This is a genomic window from Phormidium pseudopriestleyi FRX01 (assembly GCF_017313335.1).
Taxonomy (GTDB): domain Bacteria; phylum Cyanobacteriota; class Cyanobacteriia; order Cyanobacteriales; family Laspinemataceae; genus Laspinema; species Laspinema pseudopriestleyi.
Genome location: NZ_JAFLQW010000339.1, coordinates 1 through 17844, shown reverse-complemented (window position 1 = coordinate 17844; position 17844 = coordinate 1). Strand labels below are relative to the sequence as shown.

Annotated in this window: 14 protein-coding genes; 5 read left to right on the top strand and 9 right to left on the bottom strand. The window is 48.3% G+C overall.

Going from position 1 to position 17844, the window contains the following annotated elements; all coding sequences use genetic code 11:
• Positions 1 to 13: 13 nt before the first annotated feature.
• On the bottom strand, positions 14 to 4615 hold the full coding sequence (locus tag J0895_RS12835) for a PAS domain S-box protein (protein WP_207088483.1): 4602 nt from the start codon (positions 4613 to 4615) through the stop codon (positions 14 to 16).
• A 197-nt stretch (positions 4616 to 4812) separates the two neighbouring features.
• On the opposite strand from J0895_RS12835, the gene J0895_RS12830 reads away from it, so the two are divergent.
• A complete protein-coding gene (locus J0895_RS12830) occupies positions 4813 to 5463 on the top strand; it encodes an HAD-IB family phosphatase (protein WP_207088482.1) in 651 nt (216 codons plus the stop codon).
• 87 nt (positions 5464 to 5550) lie between these two features.
• On the opposite strand, the gene J0895_RS12825 is transcribed toward J0895_RS12830, so the two are convergent.
• On the bottom strand, positions 5551 to 5919 hold the full coding sequence (locus J0895_RS12825) for a DUF4258 domain-containing protein (RefSeq protein WP_207088481.1): 369 nt from the start codon (positions 5917 to 5919) through the stop codon (positions 5551 to 5553).
• 595 nt (positions 5920 to 6514) lie between these two features.
• Entirely contained in the window at positions 6515 to 6664 is a 150-nt protein-coding gene (locus tag J0895_RS12820) for a hypothetical protein (RefSeq protein ID WP_207088480.1), read from the bottom strand.
• Positions 6665 to 6783: 119 nt separating this feature from the next.
• Between J0895_RS12820 and J0895_RS12815 the strand changes: the two genes are divergently transcribed.
• Positions 6784 to 6942, top strand: coding sequence for a hypothetical protein (locus tag J0895_RS12815; RefSeq protein ID WP_207088479.1), 159 nt, complete (start codon positions 6784 to 6786; stop codon positions 6940 to 6942).
• Positions 6943 to 7013: 71 nt separating this feature from the next.
• Here the strand turns inward: J0895_RS12815 and argZ are convergent, their stop codons facing one another.
• Positions 7014 to 9119 (bottom strand): bifunctional arginine dihydrolase/ornithine cyclodeaminase, encoded by a 2106-nt coding sequence (gene argZ, locus J0895_RS12810; RefSeq protein WP_207088478.1) that lies wholly within the window; start codon positions 9117 to 9119, stop codon positions 7014 to 7016.
• Positions 9120 to 10224: 1105 nt separating this feature from the next.
• Here argZ and J0895_RS12805 point away from each other — a divergent pair.
• Both J0895_RS12805 and J0895_RS12800 read left to right on the top strand, forming a co-directional pair.
• Complete coding sequence (locus J0895_RS12805; RefSeq protein ID WP_207088477.1) at positions 10225 to 10416, top strand: hypothetical protein; 192 nt, start codon at positions 10225 to 10227, stop codon at positions 10414 to 10416.
• Between the two features lie 671 nt (positions 10417 to 11087).
• The gene (locus J0895_RS12800) at positions 11088 to 11894 is read left to right on the top strand and encodes a pentapeptide repeat-containing protein (RefSeq protein WP_207088476.1); all 807 of its coding nucleotides are present in this window, start codon (positions 11088 to 11090) and stop codon (positions 11892 to 11894) included.
• A gap of 231 nt (positions 11895 to 12125) precedes the next feature.
• On the opposite strand, the gene patX is transcribed toward J0895_RS12800, so the two are convergent.
• The 5 genes from patX to J0895_RS12780 all read right to left on the bottom strand — a co-directional run bounded on the left by patX (position 12126) and on the right by J0895_RS12780 (position 15391).
• Positions 12126 to 12305: a heterocyst-inhibiting protein PatX gene (patX, locus tag J0895_RS26970; protein ID WP_422894329.1), complete on the bottom strand. Its 180-nt coding sequence runs from the start codon at positions 12303 to 12305 to the stop codon at positions 12126 to 12128.
• Between the two features lie 456 nt (positions 12306 to 12761).
• Entirely contained in the window at positions 12762 to 13067 is a 306-nt protein-coding gene (locus tag J0895_RS12795) for a small RNA NsiR4-regulated ssr1528 family protein (protein WP_207088475.1), read from the bottom strand.
• Positions 13068 to 13138: 71 nt separating this feature from the next.
• Positions 13139 to 14413, bottom strand: coding sequence for a bifunctional phosphopantothenoylcysteine decarboxylase/phosphopantothenate--cysteine ligase CoaBC (gene coaBC, locus J0895_RS12790; protein ID WP_242541258.1), 1275 nt, complete (start codon positions 14411 to 14413; stop codon positions 13139 to 13141).
• 21 nt (positions 14414 to 14434) lie between these two features.
• Positions 14435 to 14647 carry a protein IsiD gene (gene isiD, locus J0895_RS12785; protein WP_207088474.1) on the bottom strand — a complete coding sequence of 71 codons (213 nt, stop codon included), beginning with the start codon at positions 14645 to 14647 and terminating at the stop codon, positions 14435 to 14437.
• A gap of 99 nt (positions 14648 to 14746) precedes the next feature.
• The gene (locus tag J0895_RS12780) at positions 14747 to 15391 is read right to left on the bottom strand and encodes an alpha/beta hydrolase (protein WP_207088473.1); all 645 of its coding nucleotides are present in this window, start codon (positions 15389 to 15391) and stop codon (positions 14747 to 14749) included.
• Between the two features lie 314 nt (positions 15392 to 15705).
• On the opposite strand from J0895_RS12780, the gene J0895_RS12775 reads away from it, so the two are divergent.
• Positions 15706 to 17844 (top strand): two-partner secretion domain-containing protein (locus tag J0895_RS12775; protein ID WP_207088472.1); only part of this gene is annotated, 2139 nt, incomplete at its 3' end.

The window sequence follows — 17844 nt, the reverse complement described above, 5'->3', positions numbered from 1 at the left end:
GGTTCTGTTGAGATTATTTTAAGGGTAACTCGATCGCAAATTCGGTCCCCACACCTTCCGTCGAAGAAAAGCGTAAGGTTCCTTGATGATTTTCTGTGACAATTTGATAGCTGGTTGACAATCCCATCCCGGTTCCTTTACCGATCGCCTTGGTCGTAAAAAACGGATTAAATAACTTTTCTTGAACCAAGGCGTTCATACCCATGCCATTGTCTTGAATCACAATCGAGACCCGATTTTTGAGTAGCTGTGTCTTCAAGGTAATACAGCCTACATAATCAGATAGGGGCTCAGGGTTCAAACGGTTTCGCCGTTCTTCAATGGCCTCGATCGCATTCATTAACAGATTCATAAATACCTGATTCAGCAGACTGCTAGAACATTCAACCTGGGGTAAGTTCCCATACTGCTTGATGACTTGAATCTCGGAAACTCTCCCATGACCCTTTAAGCGATTGTGTAAAATCACTAAGGTACTGTCAATATTTTCATGGATATCTACCGCTTTAACCGCTGCTTCGTCTAGTCTGGAAAATGTCCGTAGAGACTGGACAATATCGCGAATTCGCGAGGCTCCATATTTCATGGAGTTGATAATTTTAGGAAAATCACTGATTAGAAAATCTAATTCAATCTCTTCCATGAATTGCGTAATCTCATCGGGGGGATTGGGATAGCAGTTTTGGTAAAGCTGAATCAGTTCTAACAAATGATCCGTGTAGTCCGATGTGTGAGCCAAGTTGCCATAAATAAAACTCACTGGGTTATTAATTTCATGGGCAACCCCAGCCACTAACTGACCGAGACTGGACATTTTTTCGGCTTGAATTAACTGGACTTGAGTATCTTGCAGTTCGCGATACGCTTGTTGGAGTTCTTGGCTTTTGGCTTGAGAATCTTGGTAGAGTTGCGCTTGATAGATGGCGATCACTACCTGAGTTCCAATGTTGTCCAATAGTTCCAGTTCGTCATCCTGCCAGGGATGATCGCTGGCGATTCTACCCATTTCAAATCCACCCATTTGCGCGCCAGCTGTATGGAGGGGTAAAATTAAATATGTTCCAATCCCTGCCTGTTCGCAAAAGGCTTTTAACGGCTCATCAGTGCAATTGGCAATGCTGTCCAAGCGATAAATTTTTTCAGTTATAATTTGCTCACGCAATCGAGGATAATTTTCTATAGGATAGAAACCGATCCAACTGGCCAGTTGAGGGTTTTTCTGCTCTTTAACCACTTCTAAAGTCTGATTTTCGGTTTCGGTGTGATACCAGACGAAGGTACAGATATCTAAATCGATTTCTGCAAAAATTGCATTAACGGCATTCTGCAAAATTGTATCGAGTTCGAGAGAATTGCGAATTTCTGTACTGATATGATTTAACAGTTGGGTGCGCTTGAGCAAGGCTTGGAGTCGCACTTCTGCTTGTTTGCGATCGGTAATATCCCGAATCATCGAAAACACATCATCCCCACAGAGTGAAAACCGAGCTTCGTAGTTTCGCACTCCGTCGGGCATGATCAAATCATATTCTATGAGTTGGATTTGTTGGCTATTAAAAGTATCTGTAATCGCCCGCTCGGTGAGTTCAGCCAGAAATGGAGGCAAGATTTCAGAGAGGTTTTTGCCCAAAAATTGCTCCGGTGGTACTAAAAGGGAGACCTGTTGGGACGATTGATAATCTATGAAGACTTTATCCCGATTGTATCGCAGCATCATATCCGGAATGGCTTCAAGCAGGGCGCGAGTCTGAGATTCACTCTCTCGTAAGGCTTTTTCGGCAGCTTTTCGTTTGGTAATATCAGCGATAACTGACCAAATATATTGTCCCCCATCGGACCCCTCACATCTTAACCCAAGCAGTTCTACCGCAACCCGATGTCCTTGCTTGTGGATATACTCTTTCTGGTAAGGACCATATCGTCCGATGGTATGGAGGGATTCTAATTGCCTTGCCTCATCCTCGGCGTACTCTGTTGGGGTTAAATCCCAATAGCTCAACTGATTTAATTCTTCTAGAGTATAGCCGGTGATATTGCAGGCGGCAGGATTAGCTTCCATAAATTGACCTTGGAGATCATTGAGGGTAATCCCCAAGGGACAAAGTTCAAAGAGCGATCGCAGCTTTTCCTCACTGATTCGCAGGGCGGCTTCGGCTTGGATGCGATCGGTGATATCCTCAAAGATAGCCACAATCCCCATCACTTGCCCGGTGCGATCGTGCAGCGGAATCTTTGTGGTTTCCACCCAATTTTTACTGCCATCAGGGTTTTGGACGGTTTCGATTAGCTTGAGTATCGGGCGATCGCTCGTCATCACGTCGCGATCGCAATTTTTGTAATGGGTCACTTCTTCTGGACTCAGACAAAAATCCTCATCGGTTTTACCGATAAACTCCTCTGGACTGCTTCCCCTAAAAGCCTTGACAAAGGCTTGATTACAGCCTAATACCACACTGTGACGATCTTTCCAGACCACGGACTGCGGCAAGGCATCCAGAATCGTTCTTAACAATTCTCGGGATTGGTGCAGTTCAGTTTCCGTCCTGGCACGTTCGGTAATATCCATTGTCGTCCCAAACATTCGCACCACTTGATTCTCCCGAAACTCCAGTTCAGCCCGGACATTGATATATCGCACTTCTCCATCAGGACGGAGGATGCGAATATCAAAGTTTTGAGGAATCCCTTCCTGCGCTTCCATGACCCGCGCTTGTAGGAAGGCGCGATCATCCGGATGAATTTGTTCCAAATGTTCAGTCCAGCTGGGTTCTGGCTGGTCTGGGGTCATGCCAAATGTGCGAAAAACTTCGTCGGACCAGGTGAGGGCCTGGGTGGTAACATCAATCGACCAGTTGCCGAGATGGGCGACTTGTTGGGCTTTTTGCAGTTGTTCTGTGAGTTCAAATAGCGCTAATTCATTGGCTTTGCGATCGGTTACATCACTATGAATTCCGATAAACCGCAACGGATTGTCTTCATCATCCCACTCCACGATTTTACCAATCGCTAAATTCCATTTATACGAACCATCTTTACAGCGAACTCGATGTTCATGTTTATAAATTTCTGTTTCACCTTTGATATGTTTTTCTACTTCTTGATACATTTGAGCTTGATCTTCTGGATGGACCCGATTTTCCCAGAGCAGGTCCTGATCAACCATTTCATCAGCATCATAGCCCAGAAATTTCTTCCACTGATTGTTAGAAAAAACCATATCATTGGTCTGCATATTACATTCCCATGTCCCTGTCCCGGTCGTATCCAGAGCCAACTGTAACCGAATATGGCTTTCCATCACTGCAATTTCGGCCTGTTTCTGATCGTGAATATATCGGGCAATTCCTAAACAGGCAATCACTTGTCCCTGATCATCAAGCAAAGCTGATACATTCGTAGAATGCCAGTAATAGTGACCATTTTTATGTAATACTCGATATTCAAGTTCCCGGATTTTTTCCTCTTGCAGCGATCGCTCGAACGCATTGATACAAGTCTCTAGATCTTCAGGATGAACAACTTCCCCAAAAGAATGATGTAATAGCTCGGAATCTGTATATCCCATTACGGATTCAAACGTCGGACTGACATAACTAAAAGTCCCATCCGGATCAATGATGAATACCATATCGTTGAGATTGTCAATCAGGTTGCGAAACTTACTTTCGCTGATTTGCAGAGCCTTTTCCCGCGCTTTTATGTCTGTAACATCCCGAATATATCCATACCAAGTGATACTACCATCGGGTTCTGCCTGGGGGGTGGAGTGGGCTAGAACCCATATCACCCGGCCATTGGGATGACAAATTCGATACTCACAATGCCACGGGGTAAGCTGCCTCCCCGACTCTAGAATCGTCTGAGTCACTCGCGGCAGGTCCTCGGGATGGATGGATTCAAAAACTGGGGCAGAATCCTCGCGCACGTCTTCCGGCGCGACGCCATAAATGTCTTTAAACCCGTCACTGGCGTAAGGGAAATAAGACTGACCATCGGGAAGGAGGCAAAACTGATAAATCACTCCAGGAAGATGACGGGCAAGCTGTTGAAAGCGATACTCTTCTTCACTGAGTTGGGTCTTTTTTAGGTGAGATTTAACGGGAGAAGGGGAGATTTCCTGATTGGGGATGTTTTGTTCAACTGGCTCTTGTGCGCCTTTGAGTTGGGTAACATCTCGGAAAATTAGCAGGTGACAATCAGCCCAAAAATTAGCCTTGGCAACATATTCCACTTCTCGCACTTCCCGGTTCGGGCGGATGATGCGGACTTGATCGCAGATTTGACCTTGTGCTAACCAGGTTTGCCAAGATTGGTCGAAGTCAAACCCAGGTGTGATAAAATCTCTGAGGTTACATCCGAGCAGGTCTTGCGGTCGTAACCCTAATAAGGAACAGGCGGCAGGGTTGGCATTGAGATAGTAGCCCCCTTCATCAATGATGATCATGGCATCTAAGGCGGAGGCAAAGAGTGCTTGGAAGGGTTGATTGTCTTGAAGGAAAAATGGGTGAATGGACCCCGAATTTCCTGGCTGCCGATCGCCCGGAGGTGGCAGGTGAAACTCAATTTGACGGGGTAAGATCATGGCATCAAAATTATAAACGATGATGAAGGCCAACCGTTGAAAATCCCACGACTAAAAGCGGATGGCTGTTCAAATTATACCCACAAGCAGAAGACTCAGAACTCAGAAGAGGCAGATCCTCTTGACAAGGGCGATGGTTTCTGAATATTCTTAGCCCTAAACTTCTCACGGATTGGCCTGTGAACTCTGTTGTTTTCTATAGCCTCTACTCAACCCTGACCAAAAAAACTGTGAAACCTGATTCCTTTGAACGGATTGTCTTGTGTGATTTTGATGGGACCATTACCACGGAAGATACTTTCGTGAAGATGATGCAGGAGTTCACTCCGACAATGGCGCGAGAACTGCTGCCGGAAATCTATGCCTTGCGCTTAACCCTGCGCGATGGAGTGCGACAGACCCTGGAATCGATTCCTACGGCGCAATATCCAGATATTTTGGCGTTTATGGAGGGGGAACCGATGCGATCGGGGTTTGTGGAGTTTCTGGATTTTTTGGAAGAACAGGGAGTGGCGATCGCCATTGTTTCTGGAGGGTTGCGGGGTATGGTGGAGACGGTGTTAGGTCCGTTAAAACACCGGGTTTTGGCGATTCATGCAATAGAAGTGGATCTCGGTGCAGAGTATCTGCGGGTGCATTCCGAGTTTGAAGCGGGGACGGAATTGGTGAATAAGGTGGAGGTGATGAGGCGGTATTCGGCAGGGGAAACCGTGGCGATCGGGGATTCGGTGACGGATTTGAATTTGGGGATGCAAGCGCCGGTGGTGTTTGCGCGCGATCGCCTTGCCACCTATCTAGCCGAACATCAAAAACCCTATTTAGAGTGGCATGATTTTTTTGACCTACGAGACACTCTCGATCGCCGGTGGAATGCTGTTTAAATCTAACCTGAAGGGTGTATCAATCATAAAGCGTGACCGTTGTGAGAAATTAGCACAAGAGTCACGCTTTATTTTTACCAGTATTGTTCAATTGTAACAACGAGATTTACTTGCTCTACGTTTAGTTTCTTCGTGCCAGTAGGCGGTGAGAATTTTAGGATCAGGAGGGCCGATTAGACAGACGACTCGCAGACCCCGGAGAACGTCAATGAACTTTGCATAAGGGGTTTTTTCCAAGCTGCGATCGTTCAGGGTATAAACCAACGCACCTCGGCTGAAGGTCTTTTTGCCATAAGTTAAAGCCACGGTAATCATGGCATTACTGATAGCCCTTTGCTGCTGTCTGCGTTCTAAATGATTGAGGTCTTTCCGGCGATGTACCGCACCCAATAGACCGATCGCTTCGGTATTGGAATCGCCTTCAATCATAGCGGTGAGCTTTCTGTTCGCATCCATTGGTACCTCTTTTGGGAATAATTTACTTCAGACCAGTCGAAAAAGAAATTCAGTTTCATGCACATAAAAAAATGAGTGTAACGAGGATTGAACGGGAGTTCCCCGGTTCAATCAGAACAATTTAGGGAAAACTAGATTTGGATTCGGGCTATTTTTAACCCGTGATCAGGTCAAGGAGACCTGAATTTGTTCCCAAAATTCTGGTGAGACAAGCGGCGATCGCAAGGGGATAGATGCCAATTTTTTGAGTTAGGAAAGGTTCACCAGCAACTTTATTCCTAAAATCATCCCTATCCCAAGAATTCCCTTGAGTTCCAAGCCAATCGTAAATTGAGTCAGAATTCGTTGCAATTCTTAAAAAACCTGATCTCTATTTACGATCAAACCGGAGAGGGTAACTGTCTTTAAATTGACAAAGTGCGTTCGAGAGTGAACGGACCCTGATGTATTTCCCTTGTCGGTTATGCTTTTTATCATAAGCAACCCTCCGGTGAATCCCTTGATTGCTAGGGACGGTTTGTTAATCGTCATAGACGAAAGGGGATGTTAAGAGGTTGCAACCTGGGGATTCCAACCCCTTACAAGAGTAGTTTTTTTACGAACGGTCCCCGGACCTTGGCAAGGTCCGGGTTAGGGTGGGGTGTCGGCGGTGACGTGCGATCGCACTTGCGCGTGGAAAGAGGTTGGCACCCGCCTCCATACAGGCGCGATCGCTTCCTTTGAGTGCGTGACGTGGCTTTGCCACGTCAAGAGGACCCCACCCTAACCCTCCCCTTGCCAAGGGGAGGGAACCGGATAATAGTAAGGCGAATCACCATAAACGTAAAAAACCTACTCTTGTAAGGATTCCAACCCCCGGTTGTGATGACAAAGCCTTATTGGGTCAAGGAAAAGAAGGCGATCGCCTCAGATTATGCCGTTTCCAGAACTGGTCGATCGCCCTGCTGCGGAGGCATCCCATCCTCGCGAAGGTTATGGGACCTCAACGTGAGCCATCCAAAAATGAACCTCCCCTTAAACTAAGGGGAGGCTAGGGAAATCAAAGATTAGAGACTGAAAGGTTCAACCGAACTCGTACCCCCGGTTTTAAGCGCTTAGGCTGCATGATAGGGAGAGGTCAACAAGTCTAAATGCTTGGTTAACAAGCTCAGGAATAGGCCGACATCGGTAACCACCCCCGTGGACTCAACGGAACCGCGATCGCTGAGTTTGGTGACCACTGCTGGATTAATATCCACACAGACCATTTTCACCCCAGAAGGCGTCATGTTGCCGACGCCAATCGAGTGCAACATAGTTGATAACATCAAAATCATCTCTGCCCCTTCCAGCAGCTTCGCATACTCTTCCTGGGCCTTAATTAAATCCATTTGAGTATCGGGCAACGGTCCATCATCTCGGATGGAACCGGCTAGGGCAAAGGGTACATTGTGCTTGATACATTCGTAAAATATCCCGCTCTGGAGCGCACCTTGTTCCACCGCTTTAGCAATACTTCCATAGCGGCGAATGGTGTTAATCGTTTTCAGGTGGTGCCGATGTCCACCCCGGACAGCGACGCCACGCTTCATGTCCACTCCGAGGGATGTTCCCATGAACGATTGTTCCATATCGTGAACGGCGATCGCATTGCCACCGAGCAATCCCTGCACATATCCTTCCCGAATCAACCGGGTTAGGTGTTCGCCGCCGCCGGTATGAATCACCACGGGTCCTGCCGTCACCACCACCTTACCGCCGCGATCGCGAATTTGCCGCAATTCCCAGGCGACTTGTTCCACCACCAATTCCACCCGGCGCTCGCTGGAGACTCCCGAAGACATAAAGCCGAATTCCTGGTTGCTGCGTTGTTCCCGTCCTCCCGCCTTCCGGACGGTGCGGATTCCAGCCACATCCACCACCACCGACTCACCCAGTTCCAAATCGCGCAGGAGCTTGCATCGAGCCACCGGCCCTTCCGGGGTTTGGAGCAAGGCGATCGCCCCATCCATGCGATGATTCAGCACCCGGACCCACTCACCCTTGATCCGCACTTCTGTGGGATAAATCGTGGTAACATAGAAATCATCCGGAGCCACCCCTTTTTGTTGGACGGGTTCAAGTTTAGCATCCCGCTCATCCTGGGGTAAGTCTACGGCACCCAAGTCAATCAACTGGGCTAAAATCTCTTCCATCACCCCATGAGAAGGCGCTGATACTTTCACCTCTGCGGTGGAGGTACTCTGCCGTTGCTCTCCCAAGTTAAAATTCAAGACTTGGAAACTGCCGCCGCCTTCGACGATGGTATCCAGCGCCCGGTTAATTAATCCCGTATCGAGGAGATGTCCTTCTAAACGAATCGTCCGACTTTCTACGGGCTCGTTGGCATGGATATTTTCCATGACAGGTTCGGTGGTTCGCAGGGTCAGACACTTCGCTGCACCGCCTGCTTTGAGGAATTCGCTCAGGGTGGTTTCAAACACCTCAAACCCTACATTTTTGAGGCGTTGTTTCAGGTCCTCGCTGACCTTGTTCATGATTACTTTGTCTTCAACATTGACCGCATTGCAGGCAAAGTTTACGGCGTCTGCTTCTCCAATGGCAATCCGTTTTTCTGGGGGAACGCGCATTTCGATGATGCGGTTGGAGTAGAAGTCAAAAGCTGGGGGATAATACAGTAAGTAGCCGCGATTGAGGGGACAGAAGCAGGTATCTAAGTGATAGAACCGTTCATCGGCTAACTGAAGGGAGATGACTTCGATATCTAACCACTTGGCAATATAGGAGTGGGAATCGAGTTCAGAACGGAAACCGTATCCTGCCCACAGCCAGCGTCCTTCGCGATCGAGCAGGGCATCTCCAGCCCCTTCAAAGGGTAAATCTTTCGGGAGTTCGTAGACGGTGTACCCTTGGGCTTCAAACCACTGTTTGAAATAGGGTTCTTCCCCTTGGCGTTCTTTGTGGAAGAAGCGACTGAGGACGACTTTTTTGCCCAGAACTAATCCGGCATTGGCGGTAAAGACCATATCGGGCCAACCGGGTTGGGGATCGACGAGTTCGACGAGGGCGTGTTCTTTGATGATGTGGAAGAGTTTGTGCCACTGTTCGGTGGCGCGATCGCGAGAGGATTTGTGGATGTTGCCCTCCATCCAGGGATTAATCACATAATCCACGTCATAGTGGTTGGGGGGACACATCAGGATACGAGTCTCAGAATTCATAATTTGCGCTATATTCGGTAAGTAATGTTACAGATTTGGGATTCAGTGATTTCTGTAGCAGCAAGACAAAACCCCTCCTTTTTTACATAAAAAGGAGGTTTTTTCAGAACGAATTCGTCTGAGCTATGTCATAACAGCCAATTCTTTATCTTATCACAGGATAGTAATAAGTTTTTGAGGTAAAAAAATAGGGGCTTTTAACTGAAAGATTAATTCTCTGCTGTCCAGGGGGAAGCCCTGTTGGGTCGAGTCTTTTGTGAACGGGTTGTTGTATGAAGGGAGAAAGGCTCAACCCGGGTTTAATTGAGGGCTGGACTGGAGAGGATTAAGGGCGATCGCACCCTCCGTCTCGGCAGGGACAGCCACTATCCTCGATCGCCTCTGAATGGCGGATTGAGTTGAGAAAAAAAAATCCCCCTAGCCGAAGCTAGAGGGTTTGTCAATCAGGGTGCATCTATATTATTGAATTCTAGTGAAGAGGGGTTTATCCGGAAAATAGTGCAAGTTTTTTTTGAGGGAGGGAAGTATTCGGATCAAGGGAAGGCGATCGCACTCAGGCTGGAGATTTCCCCGATGTACCCCCCTTGACAGCACCTCGGGATTGGGGTATCTTATGTCTTTAGCGTGCATTCTCATCAGTACAATCATCAAACTGTCGCGGGCTCAATCGCGACGAGTGCCTACATCTACACCCTCCGGTCACGGACTGGGTAACTGTCCTGCGCGGATGGCACAGGGAAGAGATTGACGCATCTACAAACAACCGAGGGGATTTAGCTCACGTCAGAGGGCAACAATCTCTTGGTTTTGATTTTCTTCTCTGTGTAGAGCAAAATTGTAGAGCAAAATTTTCGAGGAATCTTGGCACAAGTTTGATTCGGAGTAGGATTTTTTCAGGCGGGTCCTAAATCTCCAAATGGAATTTAGTGTGGAGAGACTCATTCCAAGCACCATGACAAGTCTTGAGTTCCCACACCCAAGACTGAGATAGAAAAATATCAAAGCGAGTTCCCGAACCCATCGATTAATGTGGGCGCGATTGCCTCGGGGTGGCATTTGCACAAATAGGTTGAGAGTTGGGGCAGAATTTATCAAGCCAATGCTGATGATTCCGTTTATTGTGCAAAATCTGAATGCGATCGGCCAGAGTGATGATGGATCAATCGATCCATCGGTGATTTCGACGCTGTTGGCATTGTTACAGGCGATCGGCGATCGGCTATTCAAAAACCGATACCCTCAAGGATGGGGCGGTCAACAACTGTTTTCGCTCCACGCCCGCGCAGGGGTCTACTGAGCAACGCCTGCCCTGAGCCCTGAGCCAGTCGAAGGGTCGAAGCCTGTCCTGAGCCCTGAGCCCTGAGCCAGTCGAAGGGGGTCGAAGGGGGTCGAAGGGGGTCGAAGGGGGTCGAAGTACGGGCTTCGTCCGTATAGCCCCACCCTTCAGGGTGCCGGTTTTTATAGACCTATCTTCGGGGCTTCTCAATCTTTTCCTATTGCTCTTTATTTACCAAAAAATACCCCGATGAAGCCTCGACTCTCTGGCGATCGCCGAAGTGAGTGGAGGTTTAAGCGCGCTATTTTTGCCCATTTTCCCTGCATAAAATTACGGAGTGCTGGGCCTAATTCAGCTACAAAGCAAGCGCAGGATGACGCATTTTTTTCCTTTTTAAAGAAAAATTTGAGGAGGATCATAATTTTTTTTGAGCGCCAGAAAATTGTTTTGCTTAGGGGAGGCCCCAATTTATTGCTCGCCTGAAATACCTATAAAACAAGGGGTTCAGGCCCTAACCTGGTTTGAATTTAACGAAGCTCGATTTTCCTGAAACCCCCGAAATTTGGGTGTAAGTAACAGTGGTTTTTGGGGTCTGGGCCTCGGGATTTATTCCCTTTTCATTTTCACGAAATATTATCGGCCCTAACGTCAGTATTCAAGAGTTTTAGGGATTACCATCCACAGGAAGAAATATGTCTGCAAATAACGCCCACATCAAACGCTTGTTGGCAACGAAACAATGTCAAGGTGGCGACCTCCGAGATGCTCACTTAACTCGGCTCAATCTCAGTGGTGCTGACTTGAGCGGCGCTAAGTTGATGTTTGCCAACCTCAACGGGACTAATCTGAGTAATGCCAACTTAAGTGGCGCTGAACTCAGTTTTGCAAATTTTGTGGCCGCTGATCTCATGAGTAGCGACCTGAGTGGGGTTGACGCTAAAGGCGTCAATTTTCTAGATGCCAAGCTGAATCACGCTCAACTCGGCGGTGCTGATTTGGTATTTGCTAATTTAGTCAACGCCAACCTAGAAGAAGCTAACCTCAGTGGGGCTTCTCTCGAAGGGGCGAATTTAATCGGTGCTAATCTCAATAACACTCAGATGAATGGGATTAACCTCTCCGGGGCCAATCTCGGCCATGCTCAAATCCGGAATGCAAATTTATCCAATGCAGACTTGAGTAATGCCCGGTTAGTGGAAGCGGACCTGAGTGATGCAAATCTCTCCGGGGTGAATTTGAGAAACGCTAATTTATTAAATGCTAACCTCAATGGTGCGAATCTCACGGGTGCTGATTTGACCGGCGCTAATTTGGCTCAAGCGAAGCTCGATGGTGCGATCGGTTTGTACCAGGACAATTTGGTAGGAATGCGCCCGCCCGATCGCCCTCCTGCATCCCAAAATCATCCCAATATGTCTTACGTCAGCGTCCTTCAAACCAATTCCTTGCACTCGTCATCCAATCATCTCGGTCTCCCTCGTCCGGGGTTGCCGTCTTAATGAAGGTAGGCAGCAGACTAGCCCAGTATTGTTTGTTACTGGGCTAGTCTGTTATCAAATGTCTGGTTTTTGGAAGAGGTGGCTGGAGATTTCCCTGTTGCTTGAGCGATCGCCTGACCTCCAGCAAGACAATGTATTCCCGTCCTCTATCTGTATGACCATCGACCCGTTTTATTCCGACCGATACAGTTTTTCATCGGGTCATCTACTCCGTGCGATCGCCGCTCAACCTTACCGTCCACTCCCACGATGGGGGTCTATTTCTTCACCCGACTCTAGTCTTGCTGATAATACCTGTTTGTTGAACTCGGAACGCGACAGCTCTAAACTGTGAGATTCACGCCCAGAGAAGTTTGCCGCCAAACCCAATAAGAACAGGCTACAGAAAATAATCGAAAAGTAGCTACGCATATCCAAGATCCGTTTCAGAGCTTCTATTACTCCTTACGAAATCTCAAATTTTTATCAGTTTAAAATGTCAAGAAAAATAATTATTTCGCTTATTTAATCCAAGATTTTTTTATATTTTCAGAGAAAAACCTCGTGAATTTAAAGCAATAATCTCTCACTAAAAAAAGGAGAACAATACATTGACTCCCTCTGAACTCTTGGCTGACCGGGCTTTTCAATTACTTTAGACTGAGATTGATACTTAAATTCATCTCTACTTTTGTAGCAATCAAAATTTTAAAAAATCCGAGATTCAAAAAAAATCCGGCATGAAAGAACACCCTCATCGAGTCAGGATTGCCATCACAGTTAAAAAATGCTAAACTGGAAATAGGCTTTTCAAAAAAAATTAAGGAGCGCTAACTGCGCCCCTAAAAATATCCCGAATTCCGGGATTCTGAAACCTAAATTTTGGGTTTATTTGCCGCCGTAGTAGAAAGCGATTTCTTTCTCTTTTAAAGGAGCAAACTCAGCCTTGAGCAGCATCTGGTTGAGTTCATCTTGAGCGATATGTTTGACCCCAATCCGCACAATGCGCGATCGCATCGTATTGGAAACGCCACTGCGCTGCCGTCCCGCCTCTAGTCCCATCACCTGATTGTACAGATCCAGTTTAGCCTCGGGAATGGGAGAACCATCAAAATCAATTCCCTTGGCGATCGCCACATCGATCGCATCTGCGCCGGTGGTACTCTCCGCAACTGGCTTGTTTTCGCTCGTCATAAACACTCTTGAGGTGAAAGATTACCCCAGCATTCTACCAACTTCCGTCCCCTCCCCATCTACCCAAAGACTTACCAGGAAAGCGACTGGATAAAATCAAACACTTGATGGGCCAATTTCAACTTACTACAGGGTGCGATCGCCTGTTGTCGTCCCGTGGCATCAATCACCACCGCCTGATTACTATCACTCCCAAACCCTGCATTCGGACGATCAATCGGATTGGCGACGATCGCATCTAACTTCTTCCGGCGCAACTTCTCCATCGCTGGGGTGACAATATCCCCCGTTTGCGCCGCAAACCCAATTAACCTCTGATGGAATTGCTTGCACTCAGACAGTTGTGCGATAATATCCGGCACCGATTCCAACGGCAAACTCTCCGGCAGCGCCTGTTTCGGTAACTTGTGCGAATGATACTGCACCGGCCTAACATCCGCCACCGCTGCCGCCATCACCGTAATATCCGACTGCTTAAAATATTCCAACATCGCCTGCTGCATTTCTTCAGCGCGAGTCACCGCCACTATCCGAGCACCGGGTATCAACTCCTGGAACCCGGGGGACATCGCCCCCCCCACAAACGTCACCTCAGCCCCCCGATGGAGCGCACCGCGTGCTAAAGCAATGCCCATTTTGCCCGTGGCGGGATTGCCGATAAACCGGACGGGGTCAAAATGCTCCCGGGTACTTCCAGCACCAATTAACACCCGCTTACCGGCTAAATCCTGCTTTCCCTGGGTATGCAATACCGATTCCAAATGGGCTAAAATTCGCTCCGGTTCCGCCATGCGCCCCGTCCCGACGCGATCGCAAGCTAACAGTCCCGAACCCGGTTCAATCCCGTGAAATCGAGACCCCTGAACCACCTGTTCCCAATTGCGTTGGGTCACCGACTGATTCCACATTTCCGTATTCATCGCCGGGGCCAGCAAAATCGGACAAGTGGAAGCTAAAACCGTATTAGTCAGCAGATTATCCGCCATTCCCATTGCCAACTTCGCCAGGGTATTCGCCGTCAGGGGGGCAATTACCAAAACCTCCGCCCATTCCCCCAGTTCAATATGTAACGGTCTGGAATGGACGGGTTGCCAGAAATTGGCATCGGTATAAGCCGGATGACGAGAAAGGGTGCTCACCGTCAAGGGGGTAATAAATTCCTGGGCACCGCGAGTCAGAATCGCCCGCACCTGCGCCCCCGCTTTCGCCAGGGTTGAGATAGCATCACAAACTTTATAGGCGGCAATTCCGCCCGTGATGCCCAGCAGAATCCGTCTATTCTCAAATGAAGAAGGCACGAGGAGGTTTCCCTCCTGAATGCCTGTCCGGTTAACGTCCTCACTCATGGTTGAGGTTAACTCCAGAGCTTACCCTTCATCGTAAGGTTGTAAGTCCAACAAATAGATGTAAGGTTCAACGAGTTCTGGACGACGAAAGGCGATCGCGCGTAGCAGATGCCAATCATTCAAGCCCTCAAACGGATCGGTATAATCATCCAGTTCGAGACGGATAGCGAGTTGCTCGATATCAGCCTCCGTCATCGAAGTAATATCCCGAGTGGAAATGGTCGTCGCTCCCATCGTTCGCCCCTCCATTATGTATGAGCACTTGGATCTAGCAAAACAAGTCCGCTAACAAGAGTAGATTATACTCTAATTGACCCAGTTGCGACCTAAATCTTAAGACTTATTAATATTAGTCTCTTCTGATGCCGGAAAAATTTCCTCAATAAAGCGTTGCATCACCTCCATTTGTTCCGGCAAAATGGAGTGACCCATTCTCCATTCCCGATATTGCACTGCGACTCCCATTGCTTGGAAGACTTCGCGTACCTGATGAGCAGCGCTCAAGGGAACTACGGGGTCCTCGATGCCATGCATGATTAAGGTGGGGGGGAGGCGATCGCCCATTGGTTGAGGTTCGCAATGTAAGTAACCACTCATGGACACTAAACCGGCTAAGGGTAACCGCAATCCTACATCTAAAGTCATTGCACCGCCTTGGGAAAACCCGCTTAACACCGTTCGAGACAGGGGAACGCCGGTACTCTCTTCGAGCGATCGCAGCCAGTCTGTCAATATTTCCTGACTTTCGGGTAACTTCTGATAATCCGGACTGTTCAGGTCATACCACATTCTGCCCTCCAGAGCCTGGGGATGGGGAAAAGGCGCATCGGCAAATAGAAACAGGAAGTCCGGGAAATTGAGCAGGGAGGCTAAGGGAGCTAAATCTTCGCTATTAGCCCCCCATCCGTGGAGCATGACAATAATACCTGTCGGGGGTTTGTCGCTAGTCGGTGGAATGGCGATCGCTTCTAAAGACAAGGGGTCTGTTCCTTACATCTAAATATTTTGCATAGTCTATCTTAATATCCCCGAGTAGCAACAACCGACGGGAGTTAAAACCTAGCCCTTTCAAGGTGGTAAATTAAAAGACGAAAAATCGTTATTTTTTGTAGGGGTTTGGTCTCCAAACCCTCTCCCTGATGTAGGGGTTTGGTCTCCAAACCCTCTTTAGGCTTCGCCCAATGGTTCTTGAGGAAGGCTGGACCAAATCCCGCCAATTGCGGAATTAACGATTCGAATGAATAATAAATTAAACAAGGCTCGGTTTTCCTAAAATCATTTAACCCGGGTTTATGCCAACATCTAACTCCAACTCCTGTACTCCGGGAATCCGCCGATTTGCACTCGCCCTTATTTGTCTCGGGGGAATTGCGACTCCGGGTCCCAGTTATGCCCAAATCATTCCCGATCGCACTCTGCCCATCAATTCCGTCGTTACCCCCAATGGAGCAATCTTGACCATTGATGGGGGTACTGCATCTGGAGGTAATTTATTTCATAGTTTTGAGCAGTTTAATCTCCCGACGGGTGAGGCGGTTTTGTTTAATAATCCCCTAGAAATTCAAAATATCTTCACCCGAATTACTGGGGGTGCAGGTTCCACGATTGATGGATTAATTCAAGCCAATGGTATCGCCAATCTGTTTTTACTAAATCCCAATGGCATTATTTTTGGGCCAAATGCCACCCTGAATCTAGGGGGGTCTTTTGTGGTGAGTACGGCGAACGGGTTTACCTTTGCCGATGGAAGTGAGTTTACTGCTGCCGGGGGGGAAATGCAGACACCTTTGCTGTCGATGACAGTGGCGGTGGGATTGCAATATGGTAGCAATCCCAGGGGAATAGAGGTGCAGGGAGCAAACTTGACAGTGCAACCGGGTCAAACTTTGGGATTGGCAGGGGGAGAGGTGGCGATCGCCTCGGGTCAATTACAAGCACCCGGGGGTCGAGTGGCGTTAAATGCTGTAGGGTCGGAAGGGGCGACTGCCCTGAATTTCGAGAATGCTACTGTGACGTTGCACCAAAGTCCAACTGAGGAAACCTCGAATCCTAGGGGTGATATTTCTCTGAGTAATAACAGCATTCTTTCGGTGATTAGCAATGATGGGGGCGATATTTCTCTCCAGGGAGGCAATATCCAGCTATCTGGTGGAAGTCGAATCGTTGCCGGAATCCAAACTCAGCAAGGGGGACCTAATGCCCAAGGGGGAGAGATTACCCTCGATGCCACCGGCGCGATTACGCTCACACAACAGAGTGCGATCGGCAACCAAGTCGGGTTTAATGCCACGGGAAACGGCGGAAATGTGACCGTGAGCGGACAATCTCTCTCCCTGAGTGAGGGGTCGCAACTGAGTGCGCTCGTCAAAAATGGTGGAGGAAATGCGGGTCAGGTTGTGATTCAGGTGGCAGAGGGATTAACCTTGACGGGGACAGGGACAGGCATTTTGAGTCTGGTAGAATTCGGTTTAGGAATAACTGAAGGCCAAGGATTGGGGAACAGTGGGGGAATTGAGATTCAAGCGGGAACGATTGCTTTGACCAATGGCGCACAACTCCAGTCGATCACCCAAAATCAGGGGAATGCGGGATTGGTCTCGATTCGCACAACGGACGGGGTGAGTCTTTCCGGCACAGGTTCGGCGATTTTTAATGCGGTAGGTCAGAACGGAATTGGCAATAGTGAGGGGATTGAAATTGAAGGGCGATCGCTCGTTCTGAGTGACGGTGCTCAACTGATTTCCCAAACCCAGGGAAATGGCAATGCCGGTAAAATTGTCCTTCAAGTGAGAGAGTTGGTCTCTCTGATGGGAAGTAATACCAGTATTTTTAATAATAGTTCCGGGAACGGTAACACCGATGGGATTGAGATGAATACGGGAACCCTGTCTATGACTGGTGGCGCACAAATCCAGGCGGTTGCCTCCGGATTAGGCAACGCTGGTGCCGTCAAAATTAGCGCCGATGATGCCGTTACTCTGGACGGAGTGAGAACGGGGATTTTGAGTACGGTTACCTCGGAAGTCATTGAGGGAAATAGTGGGGGAATCCAAATTCAGGCGCGATCGCTCTCCCTGAGTGAGGGTGCTCAATTGCTTGCGGCGACCTTTGGACGGGGAAATGCCGGTCCGGTTTCCATCCAAGTGCGGGAAAATATTACCCTAACAGGCGCAAATACGGTAATTTTTAGCAGTGTCGGGCCAATACCGCGCGATCCCTTTACTGGCACAATTTCCCCCCCTGCCGAGGGAAATAGTGGGGGAATTCAGATGACCGGGCGATCGCTGTTGATGAGTGAAGGCGCACAAATTATCGGCAGTACCTTTGAGGGTCAACAGGGTAATGCCGGCAATATTCAGATCCAAATGGCCGACGGAATTTCCATCCAGGGAAATGACACCCAGCGCAATCCCACCGCTTCTGAATCTATT